The sequence below is a fragment of the Leptospira congkakensis genome (genome assembly GCF_004770265.1).
GTDB classification, from domain to species: domain Bacteria; phylum Spirochaetota; class Leptospiria; order Leptospirales; family Leptospiraceae; genus Leptospira_A; species Leptospira_A congkakensis.
Window position 1 is genome coordinate 650235 of the sequence record NZ_RQGQ01000004.1, and the last position, 20868, is coordinate 671102.

Annotated in this window: 30 protein-coding genes and 1 tRNA gene; 9 read left to right on the plus strand and 22 right to left on the minus strand. The window is 36.9% G+C overall.

The features are described 5' to 3' along the window. Positions 1 to 3: 3 nt before the first annotated feature. Together nusA and rimP are read right to left on the minus strand one after the other, a co-directional pair. Entirely contained in the window at positions 4 to 1401 is a 1398-nt protein-coding gene (gene nusA / locus EHQ70_RS04095; protein ID WP_135583739.1) for a transcription termination factor NusA, read from the minus strand. Between the two features lie 4 nt (positions 1402 to 1405). Then, positions 1406 to 1915, minus strand: a complete 510-nt coding sequence (rimP, locus tag EHQ70_RS04100) for a ribosome maturation factor RimP (protein WP_135583741.1) — start codon at positions 1913 to 1915, stop codon at positions 1406 to 1408. 111 nt (positions 1916 to 2026) lie between these two features. On the opposite strand from rimP, the gene EHQ70_RS04105 reads away from it, so the two are divergent. The 3 genes from EHQ70_RS04105 to EHQ70_RS04115 are packed head-to-tail and all read left to right on the plus strand — an operon-like array spanning position 2027 to position 5236. Then, entirely contained in the window at positions 2027 to 3133 is a 1107-nt protein-coding gene (locus EHQ70_RS04105; protein ID WP_135583743.1) for an LIC_12708 family protein, read from the plus strand. Continuing rightward, on the plus strand, positions 3134 to 4624 hold the full coding sequence (locus tag EHQ70_RS04110; protein WP_135583745.1) for an NAD(P)H-hydrate epimerase: 1491 nt from the start codon (positions 3134 to 3136) through the stop codon (positions 4622 to 4624). Continuing rightward, positions 4625 to 5236, plus strand: a complete 612-nt coding sequence (locus EHQ70_RS04115; RefSeq protein ID WP_135583747.1) for a hypothetical protein — start codon at positions 4625 to 4627, stop codon at positions 5234 to 5236. 9 nt (positions 5237 to 5245) lie between these two features. Here EHQ70_RS04115 and EHQ70_RS04120 read toward each other — a convergent pair whose 3' ends face one another. Both EHQ70_RS04120 and EHQ70_RS04125 read right to left on the minus strand, forming a co-directional pair. Further along, the gene (locus tag EHQ70_RS04120; RefSeq protein ID WP_135583749.1) at positions 5246 to 5665 is read right to left on the minus strand and encodes a DUF1398 domain-containing protein; all 420 of its coding nucleotides are present in this window, start codon (positions 5663 to 5665) and stop codon (positions 5246 to 5248) included. Positions 5666 to 5675: 10 nt separating this feature from the next. Beyond that, the gene (locus tag EHQ70_RS04125) at positions 5676 to 6146 is read right to left on the minus strand and encodes a MarR family winged helix-turn-helix transcriptional regulator (protein ID WP_135583751.1); all 471 of its coding nucleotides are present in this window, start codon (positions 6144 to 6146) and stop codon (positions 5676 to 5678) included. A 138-nt stretch (positions 6147 to 6284) separates the two neighbouring features. Between EHQ70_RS04125 and EHQ70_RS04130 the strand changes: the two genes are divergently transcribed. After that, complete coding sequence (locus EHQ70_RS04130) at positions 6285 to 6719, plus strand: hypothetical protein (RefSeq protein ID WP_135583753.1); 435 nt, start codon at positions 6285 to 6287, stop codon at positions 6717 to 6719. A gap of 562 nt (positions 6720 to 7281) precedes the next feature. Here EHQ70_RS04130 and EHQ70_RS04135 read toward each other — a convergent pair. From EHQ70_RS04135 to EHQ70_RS04150, 4 genes are all read right to left on the minus strand, one after another. Continuing rightward, positions 7282 to 7860 (minus strand): LIC13411 family adhesin, encoded by a 579-nt coding sequence (locus tag EHQ70_RS04135; protein ID WP_135736262.1) that lies wholly within the window; start codon positions 7858 to 7860, stop codon positions 7282 to 7284. A gap of 21 nt (positions 7861 to 7881) precedes the next feature. Beyond that, positions 7882 to 8148, minus strand: a complete 267-nt coding sequence (locus EHQ70_RS04140) for a hypothetical protein (protein ID WP_135583757.1) — start codon at positions 8146 to 8148, stop codon at positions 7882 to 7884. 48 nt (positions 8149 to 8196) lie between these two features. Continuing rightward, complete coding sequence (locus EHQ70_RS04145; protein ID WP_135583759.1) at positions 8197 to 8667, minus strand: hypothetical protein; 471 nt, start codon at positions 8665 to 8667, stop codon at positions 8197 to 8199. A gap of 630 nt (positions 8668 to 9297) precedes the next feature. Beyond that, on the minus strand, positions 9298 to 9762 hold the full coding sequence (locus tag EHQ70_RS04150; protein ID WP_135583761.1) for a hypothetical protein: 465 nt from the start codon (positions 9760 to 9762) through the stop codon (positions 9298 to 9300). A gap of 278 nt (positions 9763 to 10040) precedes the next feature. Between EHQ70_RS04150 and EHQ70_RS04155 the strand changes: the two genes are divergently transcribed. Continuing rightward, a complete protein-coding gene (locus EHQ70_RS04155) occupies positions 10041 to 10256 on the plus strand; it encodes a hypothetical protein (RefSeq protein WP_135583763.1) in 216 nt (71 codons plus the stop codon). A gap of 37 nt (positions 10257 to 10293) precedes the next feature. Here the strand turns inward: EHQ70_RS04155 and EHQ70_RS04160 are convergent, their stop codons facing one another. Genes EHQ70_RS04160 through EHQ70_RS04170 form a run of 3 tightly spaced genes read right to left on the minus strand, consistent with a single transcriptional unit; the run spans position 10294 to position 12203 of the window. Next, on the minus strand, positions 10294 to 11034 hold the full coding sequence (locus EHQ70_RS04160; protein WP_135583765.1) for a UDP-galactose-lipid carrier transferase: 741 nt from the start codon (positions 11032 to 11034) through the stop codon (positions 10294 to 10296). Next, a complete protein-coding gene (locus EHQ70_RS04165; protein WP_135583767.1) occupies positions 11031 to 11786 on the minus strand; it encodes a polyphosphate kinase in 756 nt (251 codons plus the stop codon). The genes EHQ70_RS04160 and EHQ70_RS04165 overlap by 4 nt, the downstream gene beginning before the upstream one ends. A 60-nt stretch (positions 11787 to 11846) precedes the next feature. Beyond that, entirely contained in the window at positions 11847 to 12203 is a 357-nt protein-coding gene (locus tag EHQ70_RS04170) for an HIT family protein (protein ID WP_135583769.1), read from the minus strand. A 32-nt stretch (positions 12204 to 12235) separates the two neighbouring features. Between EHQ70_RS04170 and EHQ70_RS04175 the strand changes: the two genes are divergently transcribed. Together EHQ70_RS04175 and EHQ70_RS04180 are read left to right on the plus strand one after the other, a co-directional pair. Continuing rightward, positions 12236 to 13078, plus strand: a complete 843-nt coding sequence (locus tag EHQ70_RS04175) for a hypothetical protein (RefSeq protein WP_135583771.1) — start codon at positions 12236 to 12238, stop codon at positions 13076 to 13078. A gap of 18 nt (positions 13079 to 13096) precedes the next feature. Continuing rightward, positions 13097 to 13171 (plus strand) — tRNA-Arg (locus EHQ70_RS04180). Between the two features lie 644 nt (positions 13172 to 13815). Here EHQ70_RS04180 and EHQ70_RS04185 read toward each other — a convergent pair. The 11 genes from EHQ70_RS04185 to EHQ70_RS04240 form a co-directional block, all read right to left on the minus strand. Next, entirely contained in the window at positions 13816 to 14058 is a 243-nt protein-coding gene (locus EHQ70_RS04185; protein ID WP_135583773.1) for a hypothetical protein, read from the minus strand. 9 nt (positions 14059 to 14067) lie between these two features. Beyond that, positions 14068 to 14334 (minus strand): hypothetical protein, encoded by a 267-nt coding sequence (locus EHQ70_RS04190; RefSeq protein ID WP_135583775.1) that lies wholly within the window; start codon positions 14332 to 14334, stop codon positions 14068 to 14070. Between the two features lie 19 nt (positions 14335 to 14353). After that, the gene (locus EHQ70_RS04195) at positions 14354 to 14617 is read right to left on the minus strand and encodes a hypothetical protein (protein ID WP_135583777.1); all 264 of its coding nucleotides are present in this window, start codon (positions 14615 to 14617) and stop codon (positions 14354 to 14356) included. 7 nt (positions 14618 to 14624) lie between these two features. After that, a complete protein-coding gene (locus EHQ70_RS04200) occupies positions 14625 to 14879 on the minus strand; it encodes a hypothetical protein (protein ID WP_135736263.1) in 255 nt (84 codons plus the stop codon). 93 nt (positions 14880 to 14972) lie between these two features. Next, positions 14973 to 15200 (minus strand): hypothetical protein, encoded by a 228-nt coding sequence (locus EHQ70_RS04205; protein ID WP_135583781.1) that lies wholly within the window; start codon positions 15198 to 15200, stop codon positions 14973 to 14975. A gap of 237 nt (positions 15201 to 15437) precedes the next feature. Next, on the minus strand, positions 15438 to 15704 hold the full coding sequence (locus tag EHQ70_RS04210) for a hypothetical protein (protein ID WP_135583783.1): 267 nt from the start codon (positions 15702 to 15704) through the stop codon (positions 15438 to 15440). Between the two features lie 174 nt (positions 15705 to 15878). Next, positions 15879 to 16265 (minus strand): hypothetical protein, encoded by a 387-nt coding sequence (locus tag EHQ70_RS04215; protein WP_135583785.1) that lies wholly within the window; start codon positions 16263 to 16265, stop codon positions 15879 to 15881. A gap of 116 nt (positions 16266 to 16381) precedes the next feature. Then, a complete protein-coding gene (locus EHQ70_RS04220) occupies positions 16382 to 16645 on the minus strand; it encodes a hypothetical protein (RefSeq protein ID WP_135736264.1) in 264 nt (87 codons plus the stop codon). Positions 16646 to 17115: 470 nt separating this feature from the next. Beyond that, the gene (locus EHQ70_RS04230; protein WP_135583791.1) at positions 17116 to 17391 is read right to left on the minus strand and encodes a hypothetical protein; all 276 of its coding nucleotides are present in this window, start codon (positions 17389 to 17391) and stop codon (positions 17116 to 17118) included. 102 nt (positions 17392 to 17493) lie between these two features. Beyond that, positions 17494 to 17760, minus strand: a complete 267-nt coding sequence (locus EHQ70_RS04235; RefSeq protein WP_135583793.1) for a hypothetical protein — start codon at positions 17758 to 17760, stop codon at positions 17494 to 17496. A gap of 363 nt (positions 17761 to 18123) precedes the next feature. After that, on the minus strand, positions 18124 to 18774 hold the full coding sequence (locus EHQ70_RS04240; RefSeq protein ID WP_135583795.1) for a hypothetical protein: 651 nt from the start codon (positions 18772 to 18774) through the stop codon (positions 18124 to 18126). Between the two features lie 128 nt (positions 18775 to 18902). Between EHQ70_RS04240 and EHQ70_RS04245 the strand changes: the two genes are divergently transcribed. Both EHQ70_RS04245 and EHQ70_RS04250 read left to right on the plus strand, forming a co-directional pair. Further along, entirely contained in the window at positions 18903 to 19892 is a 990-nt protein-coding gene (locus EHQ70_RS04245; protein ID WP_244288219.1) for a PAS domain S-box protein, read from the plus strand. A 145-nt stretch (positions 19893 to 20037) separates the two neighbouring features. Continuing rightward, complete coding sequence (locus EHQ70_RS04250; RefSeq protein ID WP_135583797.1) at positions 20038 to 20850, plus strand: PhzF family phenazine biosynthesis protein; 813 nt, start codon at positions 20038 to 20040, stop codon at positions 20848 to 20850. Positions 20851 to 20868: the final 18 nt, after the last annotated feature.

Sequence of the window (20868 nt, forward strand, 5' to 3'; positions counted from 1 at the left end):
AACTTAACCCTCTTCTACCCATTCGATAGATTCACGAAGCAGACGCAAAATTTGTTCTGCTGTTGTTTTCCCGATTCCGGAAATTTTCGAAAGTTCCTCTTGGCTGAACTCGAGAAGGGTTTCCACGTTTTTGATCCCGCCGGCTTCGAGAAGACCAACGATCCTTGGAGTGAGTCCAGGAACTTCGGATAACGGAGTGTATCCGGAATCCTCTTCTTCCTCGTCTGCACTTTCACCATATTGGTCATCTGACTCTTCCATTGCTTCTTGTTGTGCATTGAAGAGCCGATCCAGTTTTTCACGAGCTTCTGGAGAAGCGAGTTCTTGGTTGTATTGGGATACAGTTTTGATATCGATTTTGAAACCGGAAAGTTGAGATACCAATTTTACATTGGATCCGTTGATTCCGATGGCAAGAGAAAGAGATTCATCTGGAACGATGACAAGAGCATCTCCTCTTTTTCTATCCACATGCACTTCCACTGGTTTAGCAGGAGAAATGGCATTGGCAATGAATACACTTGGTTCATCTGAGTGAAGGACAATATCGATCCTTTCGTTTCCAAGTTCGCGAACGATGGCTTGGATTCGAACCCCTTTCATTCCCACACAAGCTCCCACAGGATCTACATCAGACTTACTAGTGGTAACAACCACCTTAGTTCTGTAAGATGGAATGCGGGCTACATCTCGGATTTCAACGATGCCATCATACACTTCGGGAATTTCCATCTCGAAGAGTTTTTTGACAAAGTCACCAGAAGCACGAGAGAGTGTGATGACAGGCATTGGTTCGCGAGGGCGAAGTTCAACCCTTGAAATGATTGCTTTGAGACGATCCCCTTGGCGGTATTTTTCGCCTGGGTTCTGGTCTTTTTTCAACATGATCCCTTCTACCTTACCGAGGTCGATGGACATGATGTCTTTTTTCCAACGTTGGAAATAACCGTGTGTGAGTTCGCCTTCTTTGGATTTATACTCTTGGTAGAGTAATTCTTTTTCCATATCACGAAGACGTTGGAAAACCATTTGTTTGGCTTGGCTAGAAAGAACCCGAGATAAGTCTTGAGGTTTTTCAAACACACGCATTTGGGTTCCCACTTGTGCAGAAGGATCCAATTTGATAGCCTCTTCTAGAGAAACCTCTAGAGGGTTTGTTGTTTTATCTTCTACCACGTCACGAAGGACGGAGATGATGATTTCGTTTTTATTGTCGGAACCGAAGTCTACTTGGCAACGGTCATCTGTCTCCGCTTCCAAACCGACTTTTTTGCGATAGGCGGCGAGAAGTGAGTCTCGGATGACACCGAGTACGAGTTCTCTATCAAGAGATTTATCCTGACAGAATTGTTGGATGGCTTCGAATAGCCCAGTTTCTTTCGTTGCTTGTTTTGTCGCCATAGTCTTAAATTTCTAAATACAAATTTCCCTTTCGTATTTCTGCGATGGGCATAGATACCGATTTTTGGTTCTTTTTGTGTCGAGTTTTACGATCGTAAAGCGTAAGCTCAACTGAATCCCCAGAAACCGGTCCCAAACGATACAATCGTTTGTCCCATTTCCCTGCTTCCAGCGGCACTTCTAGTTTTACTAAAAGTCCTTGGAAACGACTTAAATCCTCCGGCAGACGCAAAACACGTTCTGCTCCCGCGGAGGAGACTTGGAGAGTGAAATCAAATTCCTCTCCCCATAAATCCAGCTCCTCTTTGAGTCTCCTAGACACAGTCTCACAGTCTTCTAAACTAGCGGAGCCAGTTTTGTCTGAGAGATGATCCAGTTCAATCTCAATGAGGGCGTGGTTTTTCCGATTCTGTACTTGGAGCGAAAAAAGCGCTAGAGGTGGAGCGAGAACACGTAAAATAAGTTCTCTGATGTTTTCCTCGGTATATACCAAACCATTTCCAAAAGATTCCAAAAGGAATCCGTATAAGAGACCCAGCTCATGCTAAAATTTAACATGTCTACTGTCAAGCTAGGAAAAGCGAGTTGTCCTGTAAATAAAAAATTAGGGAATGGATGTTGCACCATGCGAACCCTTTATCTTTTCCTCACCCTCATCTTTTCCGTATCCTGCCTTCGTTTCCGAGTGGAAAACTTAAAAGAAGAAATCCTATTCCGCATCCCATTGGGACAAACAAATGAGAGTTTTGAGGGTGTTGTGGTGAACCAAGTACTCACCAACGTTCCATTGACCATCCCCAACTCCTCCAATATTAGCGCAATGGCGGATAATAAACAAGCCGTAATCAAACTTTTTGACAGAAATGGAAGGCTTGATGCCACACTAGGAAACCCTGATTTTAAACCCAATTCAGGAATTCCTCATTATCCATTTCGATTTGGCGGGATTGGAATCGTAGCCATGAACGAAGATGGAGACTTAATCGTACAAAATCGGATTTCATCTAAGGGAATGGAACTTCCCCAAGGCCAAGAAAACCTATACAAAACGTATAGTGGTGCCTTTTCTACTCAAGGAACGACAGTTCTTCCATCATTCCTTGTACAAATTTCACAAAAAGGTGTCGTGAAATTTATGTTAGGGGCTTCTGGAAAAAATTCAGAACCCTTTCGTTATATTGAATTCATCCTCCCCGGGGAAGGCGAAAAATTATTTGTCTACCACCGCATTGCAGAAGAAATGCGACTTTCTTATTTTGAAGAAGGAGAACTCAAAGGGAACTTAAAAGAATCAGGGCTTGATGTATTTGCAAGTAACGATTCCAAAGAATATGACATCACTCTAGACAAACTCCTCCCACATCCAGAAGGTGAGTATGTTCTCGGATCGTTTAGTTATTATTCCAAAAAAGACAAACGGTTTAAGTTCAGAAGGATATTTCGTTTTGTTTTTGATTCCAAAAGTTCTGAATTTTTAAAAGAAATCCAAGACCCATCAGAGATTTTATTTTCCATTCGTAACAACGGTGAATTTTATATTTGGGAAACGGAAGACGGTGGGAATGCAGCAAGGCTCCAAGTCCACGATAAAGAAGGAAACCATATCAATAACAAAAGGATTCCTTTTTCAAGTCCCCGTGGCCAATGGCGAGAAACCTATACAGATGCTTTCGATAATATTTATTCAGTTCGAATTCGTGCAGGTGCCCTCGAAGTGTATCGTTGGATCTAAATGAAACAAAAACCCTTATTCACCAACCAAGAATCTAAGGCAATTGATTCTCTTACCACAAAAGAATTAGGGTTTAGTGAAGGGACTCTGATGGGAATGGCTGCCCTTTCTGTTTTTCATGCCAATGAAGATTTATGGAAAACAGCCGAATCCATTTGGATTCTTTGCGGAACAGGAGGCAATGGTGGAGATGGGTATGCCCTCGCTCACACTCTTTTCCAAGAAGGATATTCTGTTCGATGTTTTGCCACTTCACCAAACAAATCAGAGGCGGGGAAGTTCTATGAAACCTTGGTTTCTAAAACTCTGGGTGTCATTGGGAACTTAGATGATTTTTATAAGGAATGGGAAGAGGCAAAAGAAGACTCTGTTTTACTTGTAGATGCCCTTCTAGGAACAGGATTCCAAAACGAACTTTCGGAAGAACTCACAGAACTGATAGAAACCATCAATGATTCCGATGTCTTTTTTTACCGGTTGTCACTCGACAGTCCCAGTGGCTGGAATCCTTACGCTATTGGAAAATCCGAAGAACCAAACACCTTTGTTTATGCCGATTCCATTGAAGAACTGGGAACAAGGAAATGGGAAAACGTAGGGTTTATATATGAAAAAGATGCTATCATTCCTAGATACTATGAATCAATCGGATTTCCCATCCGCACCCACCTAAGTAAGGTTACCTTTTCCAATCGTTATTATTTAGAAGCGGATCCGGAATCTGCCATCCAGATCCTTAAAAGAAAAAACAAAGACCATAAATACAGTGCCGGTTCTGCTTTATTTTATGGAGGTTCTGATGGAATGGAAGGAGCCATCCTCCTTTCGGAACAGGCCTTCTCTAGACTCGGTGGAGGGATTAGTAAAATATTCTCTCCATCTTTAAAAATCAGTTCCTTTGTTTTAAAAGAAGATCTTTCCAAAATGACAAAAACGAGTTCTCTCGCAGAAACTTTAGAAGATCCGTTTTTAAAAAAAACAAAGACCATTGTTGTGGGTCCAGGCCTTACCCAATACCCAAACGATCTAGGTGGATGGAAAGTTCCCGAGGAACTTCGTTTGATTTTAGATGCAGGTGCCATTCCAACAAAAGGCAGTTCCCTTCCGAAGGGAGATCAAATCCTACTCACACCCCATGTCGGAGAACTAAACCGAATGACGGGAAAAACTCATAACTCTGTACAGGCCGCCTACGATACATTAATCGAATACTGCCCACAAAACAATGTTTATGTGCTGCTCAAATCCTTTGTGAGTTTACTCGTTTGTCCTGATGGTTCTTCTTATGTTTGGGAATCACCCAATCCAAAACTAGCCACAATGGGAACTGGAGATTTATTATCAGGAATTTTGGCACGTTACTTAAGTTTGGATTTAACGATCCCAGAATCAGTTCAGTTAGCCTTATCATTACTCGACCATTCTAAACAATTGGAAGAACCATACCCTTCTGCTCACCAAATCCTCAAATCTCTTTTGGAGTTACTTTAGATGCGAAAAGGATACCACTCGCGTTCACCAGAAGAATTCCGTGATTACCTAAAACAGATTGGTGATAAAAACAAAAAAACAAGATGGAGGCAAATTGTCCTCCTCATCGATTTGGTTTTGGTTGTTTTGATTTTTTACATTGGGTTTCGAGCTTTAAATCCCGGAAGTTTTCAAAACAGAACTCAATCCGACAAACAGATCGTAGACGGATATCCTACTTATTTAAGTTTATCCAGAGAGGAAGATGAAAAGTTCCAAGGTTATTTTTTATTTATAGAAAATAATACAAAAAATCCACTTCAAGTTCCAAATCCTAACTGGAAATCCGAATTTCGTATCAAAACAAGGCAAGGGGTTTTGTGTTTCCAGGAAGAAATTTTTTGGGAAAGTAGAAACATTCCACCAAATGCAAATGGATTTTTATACCATTCTGTTTCCAAAGAAAAATGGAAGTCCTTGGTCGCAGATTGCCGGAAGGAAATTTTTGACGAAGAAGCCTCTATCTTTCGTTCCAAGTTTCGGTCTTTGGATTTAGGTTTTTATTCACAAGTGCTCATCCATTCCGAGGACAGAACGTACACTTTTCAAATCAAACAAAAACCCTATAAATGATAATGATTATTATCTTTCGACAGTCACCGCAGGATATTCTTCTAAATAACTTTCACCATTCACGCCGTAATAAATTACTTTTCTATTAGTAAAATCGGCATCGTATCCTACTACACCCGCTTCCCAAGTTGCCTTTAAAAATTCAGGGAATGTACTTTTTCCTTCTTGGTCAGTCCGGATTGCCTTAATTAAATCTTCTCTGTGAAACTTCGGAATTTCATGGACTCCTAACACAAGTGGATTTCCTTGTTGGACAACTGAGCCTTCTTTCATTATGTAGATGGCTTGGCAAGAAGGAAGATACCATCGATTCATAAGAACGCCGGCTTCTCTTAGAACTTCCGCTAAGATTGGGAACCCGCCTACTTTCGGACGAATGGACATCGCAAATTTTTGTGCTTCAGTTAGTTTTGTTGTTAGGTTGGTCATTGTGTTATCCTCATTCAATTGGGTTTAAGTTTAGTTTGTTTAATTTCGTTAGTTTGATAAGAGTCTTTCGGAGTTGGTCTTTCTCTTGTTCCGAGAGATGGGAAAAAAAAATAAAATCGTTTTCATCTGCGATCTCTGAGAGTTTGGGAACCAGTTTTGTTCCTTTATTGGTTAATTTGATATCTTGGTAACGACGATCTTCACTTGCTTCTTCGCGACTTACAAGTCCTTTGTTGAGTAGTCTGTCGATGAGTTTGGATACAGCTCCCCGACTGAGTCCTGTGATTTCAGCCACAACACTAGGTGAAGTGTTGGTTTCATAAGAATACATTTCCCGAAGGATCACCCATTCGGCCACAGTCACATCCAAAGCAGCAAGTTTCCCCGCAAAAGAATGCGAAACAGCATTGGAGACAACCCGTAAATGGTAGCCCAGATGGGATTTCAGGTGGCTTGGTTCTAGATTTTGTTTTTTGGGCATAATCAATATATAGTTTCCATGGAAACTGTTGTCAAGGAAATTAAATAGGGAAATAATAGTTTGCAGAAGTTTTTTAGACTTTAGATTTGAGTAGGCTACCAAATACTGTGGTTAGAAAATATATTTAGAGAGAAAGAAATGAACCATCCATTTACCAAAAAACAAACAGTTATTTTTTCCATTTCCCTTGTGATCTCTATGATCGGATTCAAACTATTATTTGCGAATTTTTGGAATAAAAATTCCTCTTTTGAAGATTTACTTCGATCGACGGCCAATGATATCAATCGAAATTGCCCGCAAACAATAGACAAGGATACTAGACTGGATAACGTCGCGGTTTTTTCAAACAAACGTTTCCAATACAACTATAGCATCATTGCCTATTCTGCTTCCGAAATTGACATTCAGATTTTAGAAAAAAATTTATATCCAGTCATTCTAAATACAATCAAATCAAGTCCAGATATGAAACTCTTTCGTGAGAATGAAGTGACACTTGTATATTCCTATCGAGATCGAATGGGAAATTATATTTTTTCTATGGAATTCAAACCAAGCGATTATAAATAATTTCAGAATATTTCTCTTTGGGTTTAACAGTAAGATACTGGAAACTAAAGTTTGTTTGGGCGAGTCCCGAAGATTAAACTTTTCTTACAGCTTATCTACCGTTTGGCGACCAATTTTCTCTTGTTTGTCGGGAACAGGATGCTCCGGGGTGCGCGTTCGCTCCCGTCTGACATTCGTCAGACCAAGCCCGACGCATCCTTCTCGCGGGGGATTGGGTTTTTGTAGAAGAATTTATGCAGTTTTACTAGCACATCTGAATTCATTTCACACTTAGCAAAGAAATCTCGATTACGTCAGATATCCTACTCAAACAGAAAAATAAAAACTACATATTCGAATCCAATTCAGTATTAGGTGACCATTCTTTACTAAAATGGGAAAACACTTTAACTTGATTTACAAATCAATGAATCGAGGATTTATTCAAAAAAACTTTGTTCTGAAATAGAATTCAAAGACTATAATATTACGTGGGGCTAAAAACGCTCAGCTACAAGCAAATAAAATCCAACTTAACGAACGATCCATTCATCTTATGGTTTTTGGAATATGATGAATAGAATTATTTATTTATATCATCTTCTTGAATGTCAATTGTCGTAACTCCAACCAAAAAATCAAAAGCTTCTGAAAAATTAAAACCAACCCGAATTCCATAATATATCCCGAAGGACATCTCTACTGATATCGGAGAATCACACCATTTTCCGATAATTTCTCCAGTAGAAGATTGAGTAGCTCCCAATGGAAAAATGATATTGGTATTGAATTTAGAAAACGCTTTTTTTTTAGTTCTGGGTTCATCAACTTTTGGAAGATGCGAATTCGAATTCAATACAACAAACGAATTTCCTTGGTTGAGAGATAAATCAGAATTTTCATAGGTAGAAACATATATACGGCTCCCCCTTCCCCCAGTTTTATAATATCCAATTACGCCGCTCCTGATACCAACACCCAACCCGTTCTTTCCATACTGCATACCACCCCCAAAGCACCAAGCCCATGCCGATACACCGAAAACATTTTCCTCAATTCCTATCACAGGAATATCCGCAAGGTCATCTTTTCGATTTTGAAAATAATTACCGAATGAAGCACAATTAAAAATCGAAAAAAGCACTATGATTATAAGTCTCATCTTACGGAAATCCAATTTCCATTAATTTACAATCGAGTATAAATCAACGTTTCCCTTCTTTTTGCGACATTGAGTTAATTTATATGTGTGTTGCATACATGATAATATAACTAAATCGTAACTTGAATTATCCGTATCAATAATTGGATTAGTGATCAAACCACGAAAACAAGAATCTCTTAATGCAATTTTCGCATCATCTTTACATTTTTCTTCACTATTGTTTCCGCAGCCAACCATTGCAACTAACAGTAAAAATAATTTCAATTTCGCTTTGTTTTTATTCATTTCTATACCATCAAAATTTTCTTAATATAAAACTTAGAACATTCCCCATCATCTAAATTCACAAAGATTAATTTCCCCACCCCATGATGAGTTTTCAAACATAATGATCTTTTTTAAATCACAAACGGAATCAAGGTAGTAGCGGAATTCAACACTCAATTCTAATGAATTTTTCGATCTAAACGGATTTAGAGCCAAATTAGATAAGCATCTTCTAAAATCACTTTTATCATAATATATATCCCTTTTGCATCCAACGCCATTTGAAAGATTCAATTCAGTTACAATTGTCGTGTCTGGAAAATACTCTAGTTGTTTTGCAATAAATAAAATACTAAGATCTTTTTCAGCATCTTTAAGTGTGATTAAGCGATTGTCATAAATTCCCGAGTTGTAATTACAAGAAATTAGCAATAGGAAAGAAAATGTATATAGAATTCGAAATTTATTTCTCATATGGATTACAAATTGTATTTTGTTGGCAAGTCCTAATACATTCGGTTCGGATTGTGTTTTCATATTCGTCACCACCCCAATGCCCTTGAAATACCTTCATATCCACACATTTTTTTACACATTCCTTTCTTTCTTTACAATCAATAATCCAGGCCGTCGGACGACGAGGATTCTCTTCTTTCTTTTTTTGTCAGCAGCAACACTAGAAAAATAAGTAAAACATAAAATTAGTAATAGTATTTTTTTTATCATCAACTTACCGAAAACCTATTCAAATCCGCGAACGATTTAAAAAGAAACTTTTAATGTTCATCTATACAGATACTGACATAAGGCAAGATATTGTGCAGGAGTAACAGTCACTGAATCAGAAGTGATAGGCACCGAATTCAATTCGGAGTCCACGGCAATTAAGCCACATAAGGCTAGTTTTCTCTTTGGATCGCCTTGGTCTGTTTTAGCTCGACAGCAAAGAAAACAAGATATGATCAATAGGAAGACTAAATTTTTGTATAACATGTATTTTCCTCCAGAGTGCCTATCCAAAAACTCTATGTTTCATCATTCAGTGCTCTAGATAATTCGCTTTGAAATTGCAAAAATGTTTCCAAATAATCTTCTCGAAAATCACCGTTTACGAAATTGATCCCAAAAAAAAGCAAAAGTGAAATCTCAAACTCATAGATTTCATTCCTAATACACCAAAATTGTGCCTTTCGCTTCATTGATGCATAAATTTTTCGCGTTTGTTATACCCATGTATGCAGGTAAAATAAACTCATTCACATAAATGATACTTGAAGATACACATTTAAAATCCATAGGATCATTTAAGATACATTTAGCCGGGTTTTTAGTTAAAGATTGCCATTCCGTGATGATTTTATTTGGATCTAATCCGACTAAAGTATATACATTCACACAATAGTTACTCAAACTTAAGGTTTTGTTTTGGGTATCAATTACCGAATAACGGAAAAACATGTTGTTCACAGGTAATCCGGAAATATAATTTCCCAAATATTCGGTTGTAATCAGAAGTGAAACAGTGGCCTGTTTTAGACTTTTATTTTCCCACTTTTGACCATTGAGATTTCCTAAGTTGATACAATGAATTAGAAGTGATATTTGAATGATTAACAAAACCAGTTTTTTCATTTATTTATAAATTATATTTTCATCGGATAACTTAAGATATACTAAAGATAAAAACAACTGCCACAACTAGCAACTAACTTTTTATTCACTACCCACTCGCTCGATGCCATCTGGTTCAGTAAAATCACATCCTCTCGACTACACTCGACAACCATATCCCCTTCCGCTCCCGATATAAAGAAAATTTGCATCGCCAAACGAACATCAGTTTTTATTTTTTGTATTAGTTCGGAACTCGCCCAAATATTAATAAAATGTAGCTCTTAAAAAGATACTTTATGAAAAATCGATCGTTTATTTTATTCATTTCATTCATATTCTCTCTGAATTGTGATCCAAAGCAAAACCAAGGGGATCCAAAAGAAAATCTAAAACTTTGTATCTTAACGGCCATCGAATTGGAAAACAATCCACCAAAGCAAGATGATCTTTCTATAAAACAGGTATCGGCAGCTGCGTATTTAGCTTTATGTTATCATGATTACAAAAGATGAATTGACCATTGCAGAAACTTTAAAGTTTTCGATTTCTTTAGTCCAATTCTTCTTCTAATCTTCTAACAACTGTTTCTAAAACCATCACACGGGCGAAGTATTTATCATTGGCTGGAACAAGAATCCAAGGTGCTTTTGGGGCATCGGTTTTGGCAAACATTTGGTTTGCTGCTTCTTCGTAGAGTGCCCATTTGTCGCGATTCCGCCAATCTTCCTCAGTGAGTTTCCAACGTTTGAGAGGATCGTTTTTCCTAGATTCAAAACGTAATAATTGTTCATCGGAGTCGATATGGAGCCAAAATTTAACAATGATGGTTCCAAAACTAACCAGTTGTTCTTCGAATAGTAAAATTTCTTCGTAAGCACGCGACCATTCGGATTCGGAGGCAAATCCTTCCACTCTTTCCACAAGGACACGACCATAGTGAGAGCGATCAAAAATTCCGATATGTCCTCTCTGTGGAATTCGGTTCCAAAATCTCCAGAGGTAATGGTGTTGGATTTCTTCCGAATTTGGGGCAGAAATATTATGAACTTCAAAAAGTCTTGGATCAATCTCTTGTGTTAGGCGGCGAATCGCTCCACCTTTTCCAGCAGCATCCCAACCTTCGAAAACAAACAGAACGGACCTTCCCTTGGCTTTGGCGAGAAATGTTAGATCACGAATTTTATTTTTCAGAACCTTCATCTTCGCCTGGTATTCGTCAGGTGGTAAAACCTGGTTTTTATCCAGTTGGTTTAAATTAAGGATTCTAGATTGTAATGGATAGTATTTCATGGGATAAGCTCCGTTCCATGGTTAATCGAGTGGAGGGCGGCTTGCGAATCAAACTGTAAAATTCTTTCTAAACGTTCGATGATGGCTTCAAAAACCAAAAGTTTTGTTTCTTCTTTTTTGGAATTATAGATGATCTGCCAAGGTGAGTCGATGGTACGGGATGCACTCAAAATAGAATCAAAAATTTCAAAGTATCGGTTGTAATGTTCCCCTTGGTCTTTGTCAAAATGGGAAAGTTCCCATTCTTTCTTTTTCTTTTTAGAATCTTCTAGGCGTTTCTTCTGATCTTTTTTGGATATATGCAAAAAGAATTTATGAACGATGACTTTGTCTTTGGAAAGAATTCTTTCTGTACCTAGGATAGAAAGTAACCTTTGGTCATATTCGGCGAGGTTTATCTTTTTTTCAGAGCGAAGGTAGGCTAATCGACTGTAATAAGTATTTAGATAAAATAGTAACTCACCATAACGAGGAACCACTCGCCAAAAATTCCAAAGAAAGGGGTAACCCCTCTCCTCTGACTGGTCTACATAAGGTGAATAGACCTTAAACTTTCTTGGATCGAGCCTGATGGTTAACGATTGTAAAATGGACCCTTTGCCGGTTGATGCAAACCCTTCTATAAGAAAAATATGAGCAATCTTTTGGTTAACACTTTCTCTTTGTAAAAGAAAAAATCGTTCTTGTAAGTCCGTTAGATCACTGGCCGCATACCTTGGAACTTGGTCTGTTGGATGTCTTTCTAAAATCACAAGAAAAAATACTAGAACCCATTTAAAAAAAACCTAGCCTTTTTTTATGAATCTTATGAATTACATTGGCTTTGGAAAACCAGGTCCTGTGGCTTTTGCGATATGATCAATTCCTTTCTCTTGGTTTTCATACCTAGGGATCAAATGTACATGTAAGTGGGGAACTCGCTCGGCAATCGCAGCAATGTACATTTTTTCTGGATGGAATGATTTTAAAATTTCAGTCGCTTTGTGAAACGCTCGTCCATAATTTTCAAACTCACTTAGATTGAGAGAAAACCAAGATTCGACATGCCCTTTGTGTTCCATGTACAAATACCCATTTAGGTTTTGGTCTGCCTTTCTTAGGATCCAGTTTTCGTTTTGAAATACAATTTCTGATTCATTTTTATGGGCTTCGCAGATAGGACAGTTCATCATTCTTCCCAATTTAGCCGATAGGTAAAGAGATGAGAATCTATTTTTTGTTACCCCTATTCTTGTTCGGTTTTGGCATGGAACGGGTTTTTGCTCAAACGAAAGTTGATTCTTCCGATCCTTTTACTGAATTCATTTATGCCATTTCCGAAGTCGTATTTGCCAATCCCTTCCGCAAGGAAGAAACCGAAATTCGCAAACGGATCCTTGAATCCAATGTCGCAGAAGTCCGTGACCTTCGCATTCAATTAAAAAATGCTCTCCGTTCATTATCTCTTGCTAGATCAGATGTAAAATCCAGAAATCAAAAGTTACTTTCTTTTGAATCGCAATTGGAAACGATTCCAAGCCTTGGGGGTTTCCTTTGGAAAGACGAATCAGGAACCATTTACCAATGGGGAGATTGGTCCGATTTTTACGAAGATGGATTTAGCAAAGAAAAACTACGACTCGAAGGACAAATTCCCTCTTTTTCTTATGAAGGCGGATCCTTATATTTTTTCTTAAGAAACCCTCCTGGTGCTTTGCCTGTTGAGTTTAGTTTCCTAGGTTGGGAGTCTCACTTTTATGCCTTTGGTGACGAAGGTTCCTTACGTTATACCAATGACTTCCGTTTGGATCCCTCCGAACGACTCGCTGACTTTCGCAAAGTTTTCGATACAATTCGTAAAAAAATTCCAGGTTCTCAAATCATCACAGCAAACGATCTAACCATCTTTATGGTGCCAGGCCTACCCAAACCCATTTATTATATTTTCTTATTTCTTCGTTTTTTTCTGATTGGTTGGACCATCCTCCTTTCCCTCTATATCATCCGCACAAGCCTCACCTATCCAAAAAATCATTTGCCCGAAGACAAGCTCCCCCTATCCTGACATTACATCTATCTCTATGCCCTGGTAGTTCAACGGATAGAACATCGGTCTTCGGAACCGACAGTGGGGGTTCGATTCCCTCCTGGGGCACCAGAAATTTTCCATCTCCAAAAATAAAATCCATATAACATAACTAAGTTGGGAATCGAACAGTTTTGTGAGCCAAATCATTGCGACCCATAGGGAGCAATTATTTGGACAAGCCGACCCGGATGGGAGGCGACGAACAAAACCGTGCCTCGGAGCGTTGGTGAGACATGAAGGCGAACCAGCAGAGAGGGCGATTCCCTCCTGGGGCACCAGAAATTTTCCATCACCAAAAATAAAATCCATATAACATAACTAAGTTGGGAATCGAACAGTTTTGTGATCAGAAATGAGAACGACCCATAGGGAGCAATTATTTGGACAAGCCGACCCGGATGGGAGGCGACGAACAAAACCGCGCCTCGGAGCGTTGGTGAGCCATGACGGCGAACCAGCAGAGAGGGCGATTCCCGAAACGCTTCCTTCCCAATGATCTATTCATTATTTATTAGCATTTCTTCCTAATTTTGGGAACGGGCTACTCTGGGGTGCGCGTTCGCTCCCGTCTGACATTCGTCAGACCAAGCCCGTCGTATCCCTATCGCGGACACTTATTTGGTAATTCATAATATTCAATTTATTTAAAAAAACTAAAAGATTCATCCGAAACTAGACTAGCCAGGTTACATAAGTTTCTTTCTAATAAAATCCTAATTTTCCAAAAACATAAAGGAACGTATCCCGGCTGTTGTTGTATTCCGATTAGCAACAAATGTTTGGTATTGACTTTCCGTAATTTTCCCAGCTTCCAAATCTCTTTTGTCACGTTCGTTTAAAGAATTGATACTAACCACCGTGAGAAGACAAACTTCTTTCGAGTTCGGTTTGTCCTCAGTGCAATGGGTTAAAGACAGCATACAAACTAAATAGAATATAAGTACTATGGACTTCATAGATTTGGTTTAAAAATTTCCATTTTGCTCACGTTTTACAAAAGAAGTCAAACATATAGTAGTCGTCCCATTTTCTCTCAGCCTAATTTTTTCATCATACACAGCTTGAGTAATTCTTCCTTCATTCAAATCTTGCAAGTCTTTGGCTAAGTTTTGCTGAAGTTGAGCGAGCGCAATTACACAAAGACCCGATGAATTTGCGTATTCATTCTTACAATTCAATTGGAAAGATATTAAAAAGATCACTATTGCCGTATTAAATTTATAGTTCAACATATCTATAAATACCTCTATGCTAAAAATTTCTATTTTGCTTTCTTTTGATTAAAGAAACAAGACAAATGCCTAAGGCGCCCTCTTCTCTCATTCTCTGAAGTTCTAAATATTTCTGTTCTGTAATTTTTCCTGAATTAAAATCAGCTAGATCTTTTGCATTTAGGGATTGTATGTCTGCCTGAATTAACAAACAAGCCTCCGGAGAATTTATATATTCAGGCTGGCAATTTATAAAATAAACACCACTAACATATAGAAATATTATGAAACTATAGTTTTTCATCTTATTATTAAAAATTTCCATCCACATTGGTTTTACGGAGAGAAAGCGCACAAATAAGTAATACTGCATTTGGAGATCTACGAATTCTGCTTTGGTATTCATCTTCGGTGATCAAACCTTGTTCCAACCTACGTTTATCTTCTAAATCTATCGAATTCAATAGAACCGCTCCAAACAAACAACCTTCTGGAGTTGTGATTGTCTTTGGTTTGCAAGAGAGCAATAAAAATAGTAGGAATAAATAATAAATTAAGTGAACCAAGTAAAACCCCAACAAATAAGAGCCTATATTTACAAAGAAAACTATTCCGCCTAACAAAAAATACAATTATTTTTTATGGTCAGTTTTCTCTTTTTAAAAATTCTGGTTTTCTTTCGTCTTTAAAATTGACAATGCGCAAATAGTTAATGTTGAATTTTCCCTTAATCTAACTAAACGCTCATACTCTTCGCTTGCGATTAGTCCAGCATTCAATTTAGCCAAATCTTCCGCTTTTAAAGATTCTCCATCTGCAATCATAAGAGCACAAAAATCTGGATTACTCAGATATCTCTGTTCACATCCAAATGATAAAAAAAACATTAATAAACTGCAAAACCTTGACTTTGACAATAAACCAGACATTATCAATAACAATAGAATCCTTAATTAAAAATAGTATTCCTTTCTACGGGAACTAACGAGAGAAGACATACTTCTTTAGAGTTCGGCTTGTCTTCTATACAGTGGGTAAAGGAAAATATTAGAATTATATTCAAAATTTCTTAATAATTCATTTTTCGGTAATTCGATTTTTTTAAAAACGCACAGACTTTAAAACTAAAAATTTTTGTTTTCTTCCCGATCCACAAAAGAAGCCAAACACAAAGTATACGCACCATTCTCTCTTAGTTTGACCCCCGCATTGTATTCTGCTTGAGTTATTTTTCCTTCATTCAACTCTTGCATGTCTTTAGCTAAGTTCTGATGAAGTTCAGCCAACGCGATGGCGCAAAGTGGCGCTGAATTAACGTATTCTTTTTTACATTCCGTCTGGAGCATCAAACTAAAAGTAAGCACGGTTAATAAAATAGCATTCTTTTTCATTTTTCCCTTATTTTATATTTATTATCAGAATAAACCATACTTGTTAGTTCCGATAATAAATTTCACTTTATAATATTTTTTTTAGACAGCATCTAGAAATAAGTATGCTTTATCTTGAACTGATTCATTTTAAACCTTCCACTTCTCACAAAGAATGCTGTTTTGAAATTTTTATCAGCCATAAATGCACAGCCAATACCTGTCGGACCCATATCCAATTTTTCCAACAAAGGCAGCAGCATCGCCGATTTTCCATTTATTTGCACGACTTAAATCATAGCCCATACCCCTAAGATTGCCATAGAAAGAGTACAAAGGAACCCCTATAGCAAATGTTAAAACATCTCCCATGGTCAATTTACTTTGTCGACTAATTGCTTTAAAACTATCCTTCACAAATTCATTTGCTCCTCTAACATGGCAGCGGTCGTCACCAGGGCCTTTGAATTCTAACAAACCAGTAGAAGCCGAATCATCATGTTTTTGTGACACTTTATCCATTGGGCTCTTTGGAATAGTCCGCATTAGTCTAGCAATACATAAATCTAAAACAGTAGGCATATTAATGAATTCTACAAATAATCACTCATTTTAAAATTGATATGCACCAATAACAAAAAGAAAAAACAAAATTAAGTAAGACGAACATACCTTTTTTCTAAAAAAAAGTTATAAACTTAATTAATCTTTAGCTTTCCATCTACATTAGTTTTTCGTAGACCTAAAGCACATCCAGCTAAAACACCTGATTGTCTTTGACCAAATCGTCTCTGGTAATCAGCTTCAGAGATTTCCCCTGATTCCAACTTTCTCTTGTCTTCCAGATTTGCAGAATTCGTTACAAGGAGTGAGAATAAACAAATTTCCGGTGAGGTAACAGCCTTTGGTTCACAAGTTAACATTGTCAAAATTGCTAAAAATACTATTACGAATTTCATCATTTTAAATTTACCACTTCTGACAAAAAATCTGGTTTATTTTTTTTCTGTAAGCATTGAATTTCCTCCAATCCCCGTCTGACATTCGTGAGACCAAGCCAGACGTATCCCTCTTACAAAGATTTGTTAGGCGTTTCCTAACCTTATATTCATTTAAAAAACGAAACGATTCGCCAGAAACCAAACTATTACGGTTATATAGGTTTATCATTCTAATAAAAAACACTAATCCTCCAAAAACATAAAGGAACAAATCATCGGTATAGTTGTATTCCGGTTCGCCACAAATGTTTGGTATTGGCTTTCTGTAATCCTTCCAGCTTCTAAGTCTCTTTTGTCACGTTCGTTTAAAGAATTGATACTAACTGCCGTGAGAAGGCAAACCTCTTTGGCGTTCGGCTTGTCTGAGGTGCAATTGCTGAACAATAGGAAAATAAGTGTAAAAATGATAAGATTATATTTCATATAATTAATTAAAAATTAGAATTTTCCTTAGTTTTGATTAATGCGATTAGACAAATACCTAGTGAACCATTTTCCCTATTCCTTTTCCTAAGCTCAAACTGTTCTTGCGTAATATCTCCCCTATTTAAGGAATCCAGATCCTTCTGCAGGAGCGATTGATCATCAGCAACTAATAATGCACAAATTTCTGGCGCATTTGTATATTCCGTATGGCAATTCCATAGTGTCATCAACACCACAAAAGAAAGAATCGTTAAAATTAAATTCCTACTAGTTTGATTCATCTTCACTTCCATTTGTGACTCTTAAAAAAAATCAGAATTATATTCAATATTCTTTAATTAGCGAATTATTTCCTTATACGGTTTTTCCATAAAACACAAATCTTAGAAATTGCCATTTTGCTCTCTTTTTATGAATGACATTAGACACAGTCCATATGCACCAGATTCTCTAAGTCTCACTCCCTCATTGTATTCAGCCTGTGAAATTTTTCCGTCGTTTAAATCTTGTAAATCTTTCGCTAAATTTTGTTGAAGTCTTGCAAGTGCAACAACACAAAGTGGTGCTGAATTTTCATACTCATTCTTACAGCTCCATTGGAAAGATATTGAAATGATCACCATTGCTGCATAAAATTTATAGTTCAACATATCTATAATTATCACTATGCTAAAAGTTTCTACTTTTCTTTCTCTTTAATAAAGAGACAAGGCCAATTTATCGTCTAACAAATTGAAATGGTCAACAAAAAAAGCATTCTATAGCTTTTAATTTGTCAAAAACAGAAAACCGATTCTATAATGCTAGTGGATTCCTTGTTTGGTGGGTAAAATTTGCAGAATTTTTATCAATTCTAAAAATTTGAGTTTTCTTATATTTTGAAAACTAATAAAACACATGCTGTTAATTTCGAATTTTCTCTCAATTTAACCAATGTTGATTTCAAAAAAAATGTTTCCATAAAAACTAAGTTACAAAAGAAAATTAGAATGTTTATTGATATCCCAATCTACCTATTCATACCGTTTCACTTTCACATCGATAAAATCAATAGAATCGAAAACTAAACCACAATAAGTTAATCCAAATATAAGTCCAAAAGCATAGGGCCCTTCAAATAAATGCCGAATCGAAATATTGTTATTTCGAATTTGACCCTTGCTCAGTTCAAACTCAAGAATTCCTTTTTTCGTGATATCCATTCGCGGACAAACAAGGGAATTTTCAGAAATCACCTCACATTGGTCTTTATCATAAAATTCCAATGGTTTAAAGGGGTCAAAAGGAGATTTAAATTGAAACCCATGATATATTTTTAATTCACTTACTTTACAGTCATAAAACTGAGTTTCAATATAATGAATCCTAGAAATTGCATAGTAAGAACCAATCGTCAGTTCAAGCGGAAAATTAGGATTTTTTCCATTGATGGCTCCTGATTCAACCCAAAAGGATTTTGGCGAACAATCATAATCGCTATAACAGCCAACAGTGTCTTGGAAAATCTTGGAACGGATGGATACATTCCCATCAAAAAGAGATGTTTTGAATTTAAAATATCCGTAATCAGAATTGATAAGATTGTATCCTTCTTGATTTACTTTAGAATTTCCAACACAATTAATTAGGAAAACAAAAGTTATAGGCCAAAGGATTCGAAACATAAAAAATATTTTTTCTATTTCTACCCAAATTCCAACCAAAATAATAATGAAAATTAGGATCTTCCTTCCTAAAAAATCCGTCTTATATTCTGATTTCCTGCGATCATATAGAAGACAGTTTAGACAAAATGGACACAAACGTATCCCCTGATTATGCACAAATGGTTTTGGATAATTCCACAGATGCCATTGTACTCATCGGTCTAGATTATTCCGTTTTAGCATTTAACCAAAGTTTACTAGACACACTCAAAGCCTATTCTGGAAGGATTATAAAAAATGGCGAGGACTACAGAAGTTTTGTCACAGACCAAGACAAAGAAGTTTTCCATATTTTATTCCAGAAAGCAATCCACGGAGAAACAACCCTACTAGAAAGGCATTCAGACCACAAAGATATTTCCCTTTGGTTTGAATACAGGATGAGTCCCACTTATGATCACGAAAAAAATCTTTTAGGTGTTTGCCTTCGTGCAAAAAATATTGATACAAGAAAAAAAATGGAAATTGCATTAGTCGAAAGTGAACAAAAATTCAGGAACCTAATCGAATCAGCACCTAACGCAATATTAATCATTGATACTTTTGGAAAAATAGTCCATTGCAATTTAGAAACAGAAAATACATTTGGATTTAAAAAAGAAGAACTCATCAATCAATCTGTAGAACGCCTAGTTCCCTTTCGTTTTCGATCGGGGCATGATTTATTAGTTGGAGGATACATATCCAATCCCATACCAATGCGTATTGGAAAAGACCAAGTTACATCGGCTGTCAAAAAAGATGGAACAGAAATCCTTGTGGAAATTAGTCTTAATGGATTTGAAGTCAATCAAACGAATTATGTTTCTGCAATCATCGTAGACATTACAGAAAAAATTCAAATCGAAACTAGAATCAAAGAACAACTTCGCGAGTTGAAAGAAATCGCAAGAATTCAATCTCACGAAATCAGAAGACCTCTTGCCAATATATTGGGGTTATTAGAACTCTTAGAATCCGAAATATCGGAAGAAAAAACCAAAGAAATTCATTCTTATTTGCGTAAGTCTGCCAATGATTTGGATTTACTAGTTTGCGATATTGTAAAACGAACTAATATCGCAAACATCCTTTAACGAAAAAAGATTTCCCCAAAAAGATCTACGACAAAAGATAACTTTTGTATCCAATAATACAAATTATCAATTCATCACAACTGTATACTTTTTATTTTTCAAACTGTATACTTACAATTCAATCCAAATCTATTAGAATGAATTTATGTTCGAAACAATTTATATAATAGATGCTTTTACAAATAAATTATTTTCAGGGAATCCAGCTGCAGTGCTCGTCCTAACCCACTGGCCAAAAGAGGAATGGATGCAAAAAATTGCTATGGAAAATAATCTTTCAGAAACAGCTTTTGTTGTCAAAGAAGGAAATAGATATAGAATTCGCTGGTTCACTCCGACTGTGGAAGTGGATCTCTGTGGTCATGCCACTCTTGCATCTGCATTTGTTCTAAAAAACTATTACGGCGAATCTAGAACAACATTCGAATTCATCTCAAAGTCTGGAGTTTTACCAATATCGATAGAAGGAAATACGATTTACTTAAACTTTCCCACCTATCCGGAATTCAGCCAAAACAAAGGTGTCCCTCCAAACATGATGATTCCCATCTTAGGTAGAGAACCAAAGGAAATCTGGAAAGGAAAGGATACAATCTTTTTATATTCATCTCTATCTGACTTGGAGACATTAACTCCTGATTTTCAGAAACTAAGTGAGATACCAACAAATCGAGGTTATATTGCTTTATGGATCAATCACTTTGGGAATGGAAACGCGGATTATGAATTTCGATTTTTTGGACCAGGGATGGGAATTCCAGAAGATCCAGCCACAGGATCTGCTCATTGTAGTCTGGCTCCATTTGTTTCCGAAAGATTAAAAAAACAAAATTTCAAAAGCATTCAAAAATCCCAAAGAGGTGCTGAATTTTATATCGAATGCCAAGGAGACCGAGTTTCGATAGGAGGGAGTTCTGTATTGTATCTACGCGGAGAAGTGGCAAAGGCACCCAGTTAAATCGAGTCTTCTCCTTGT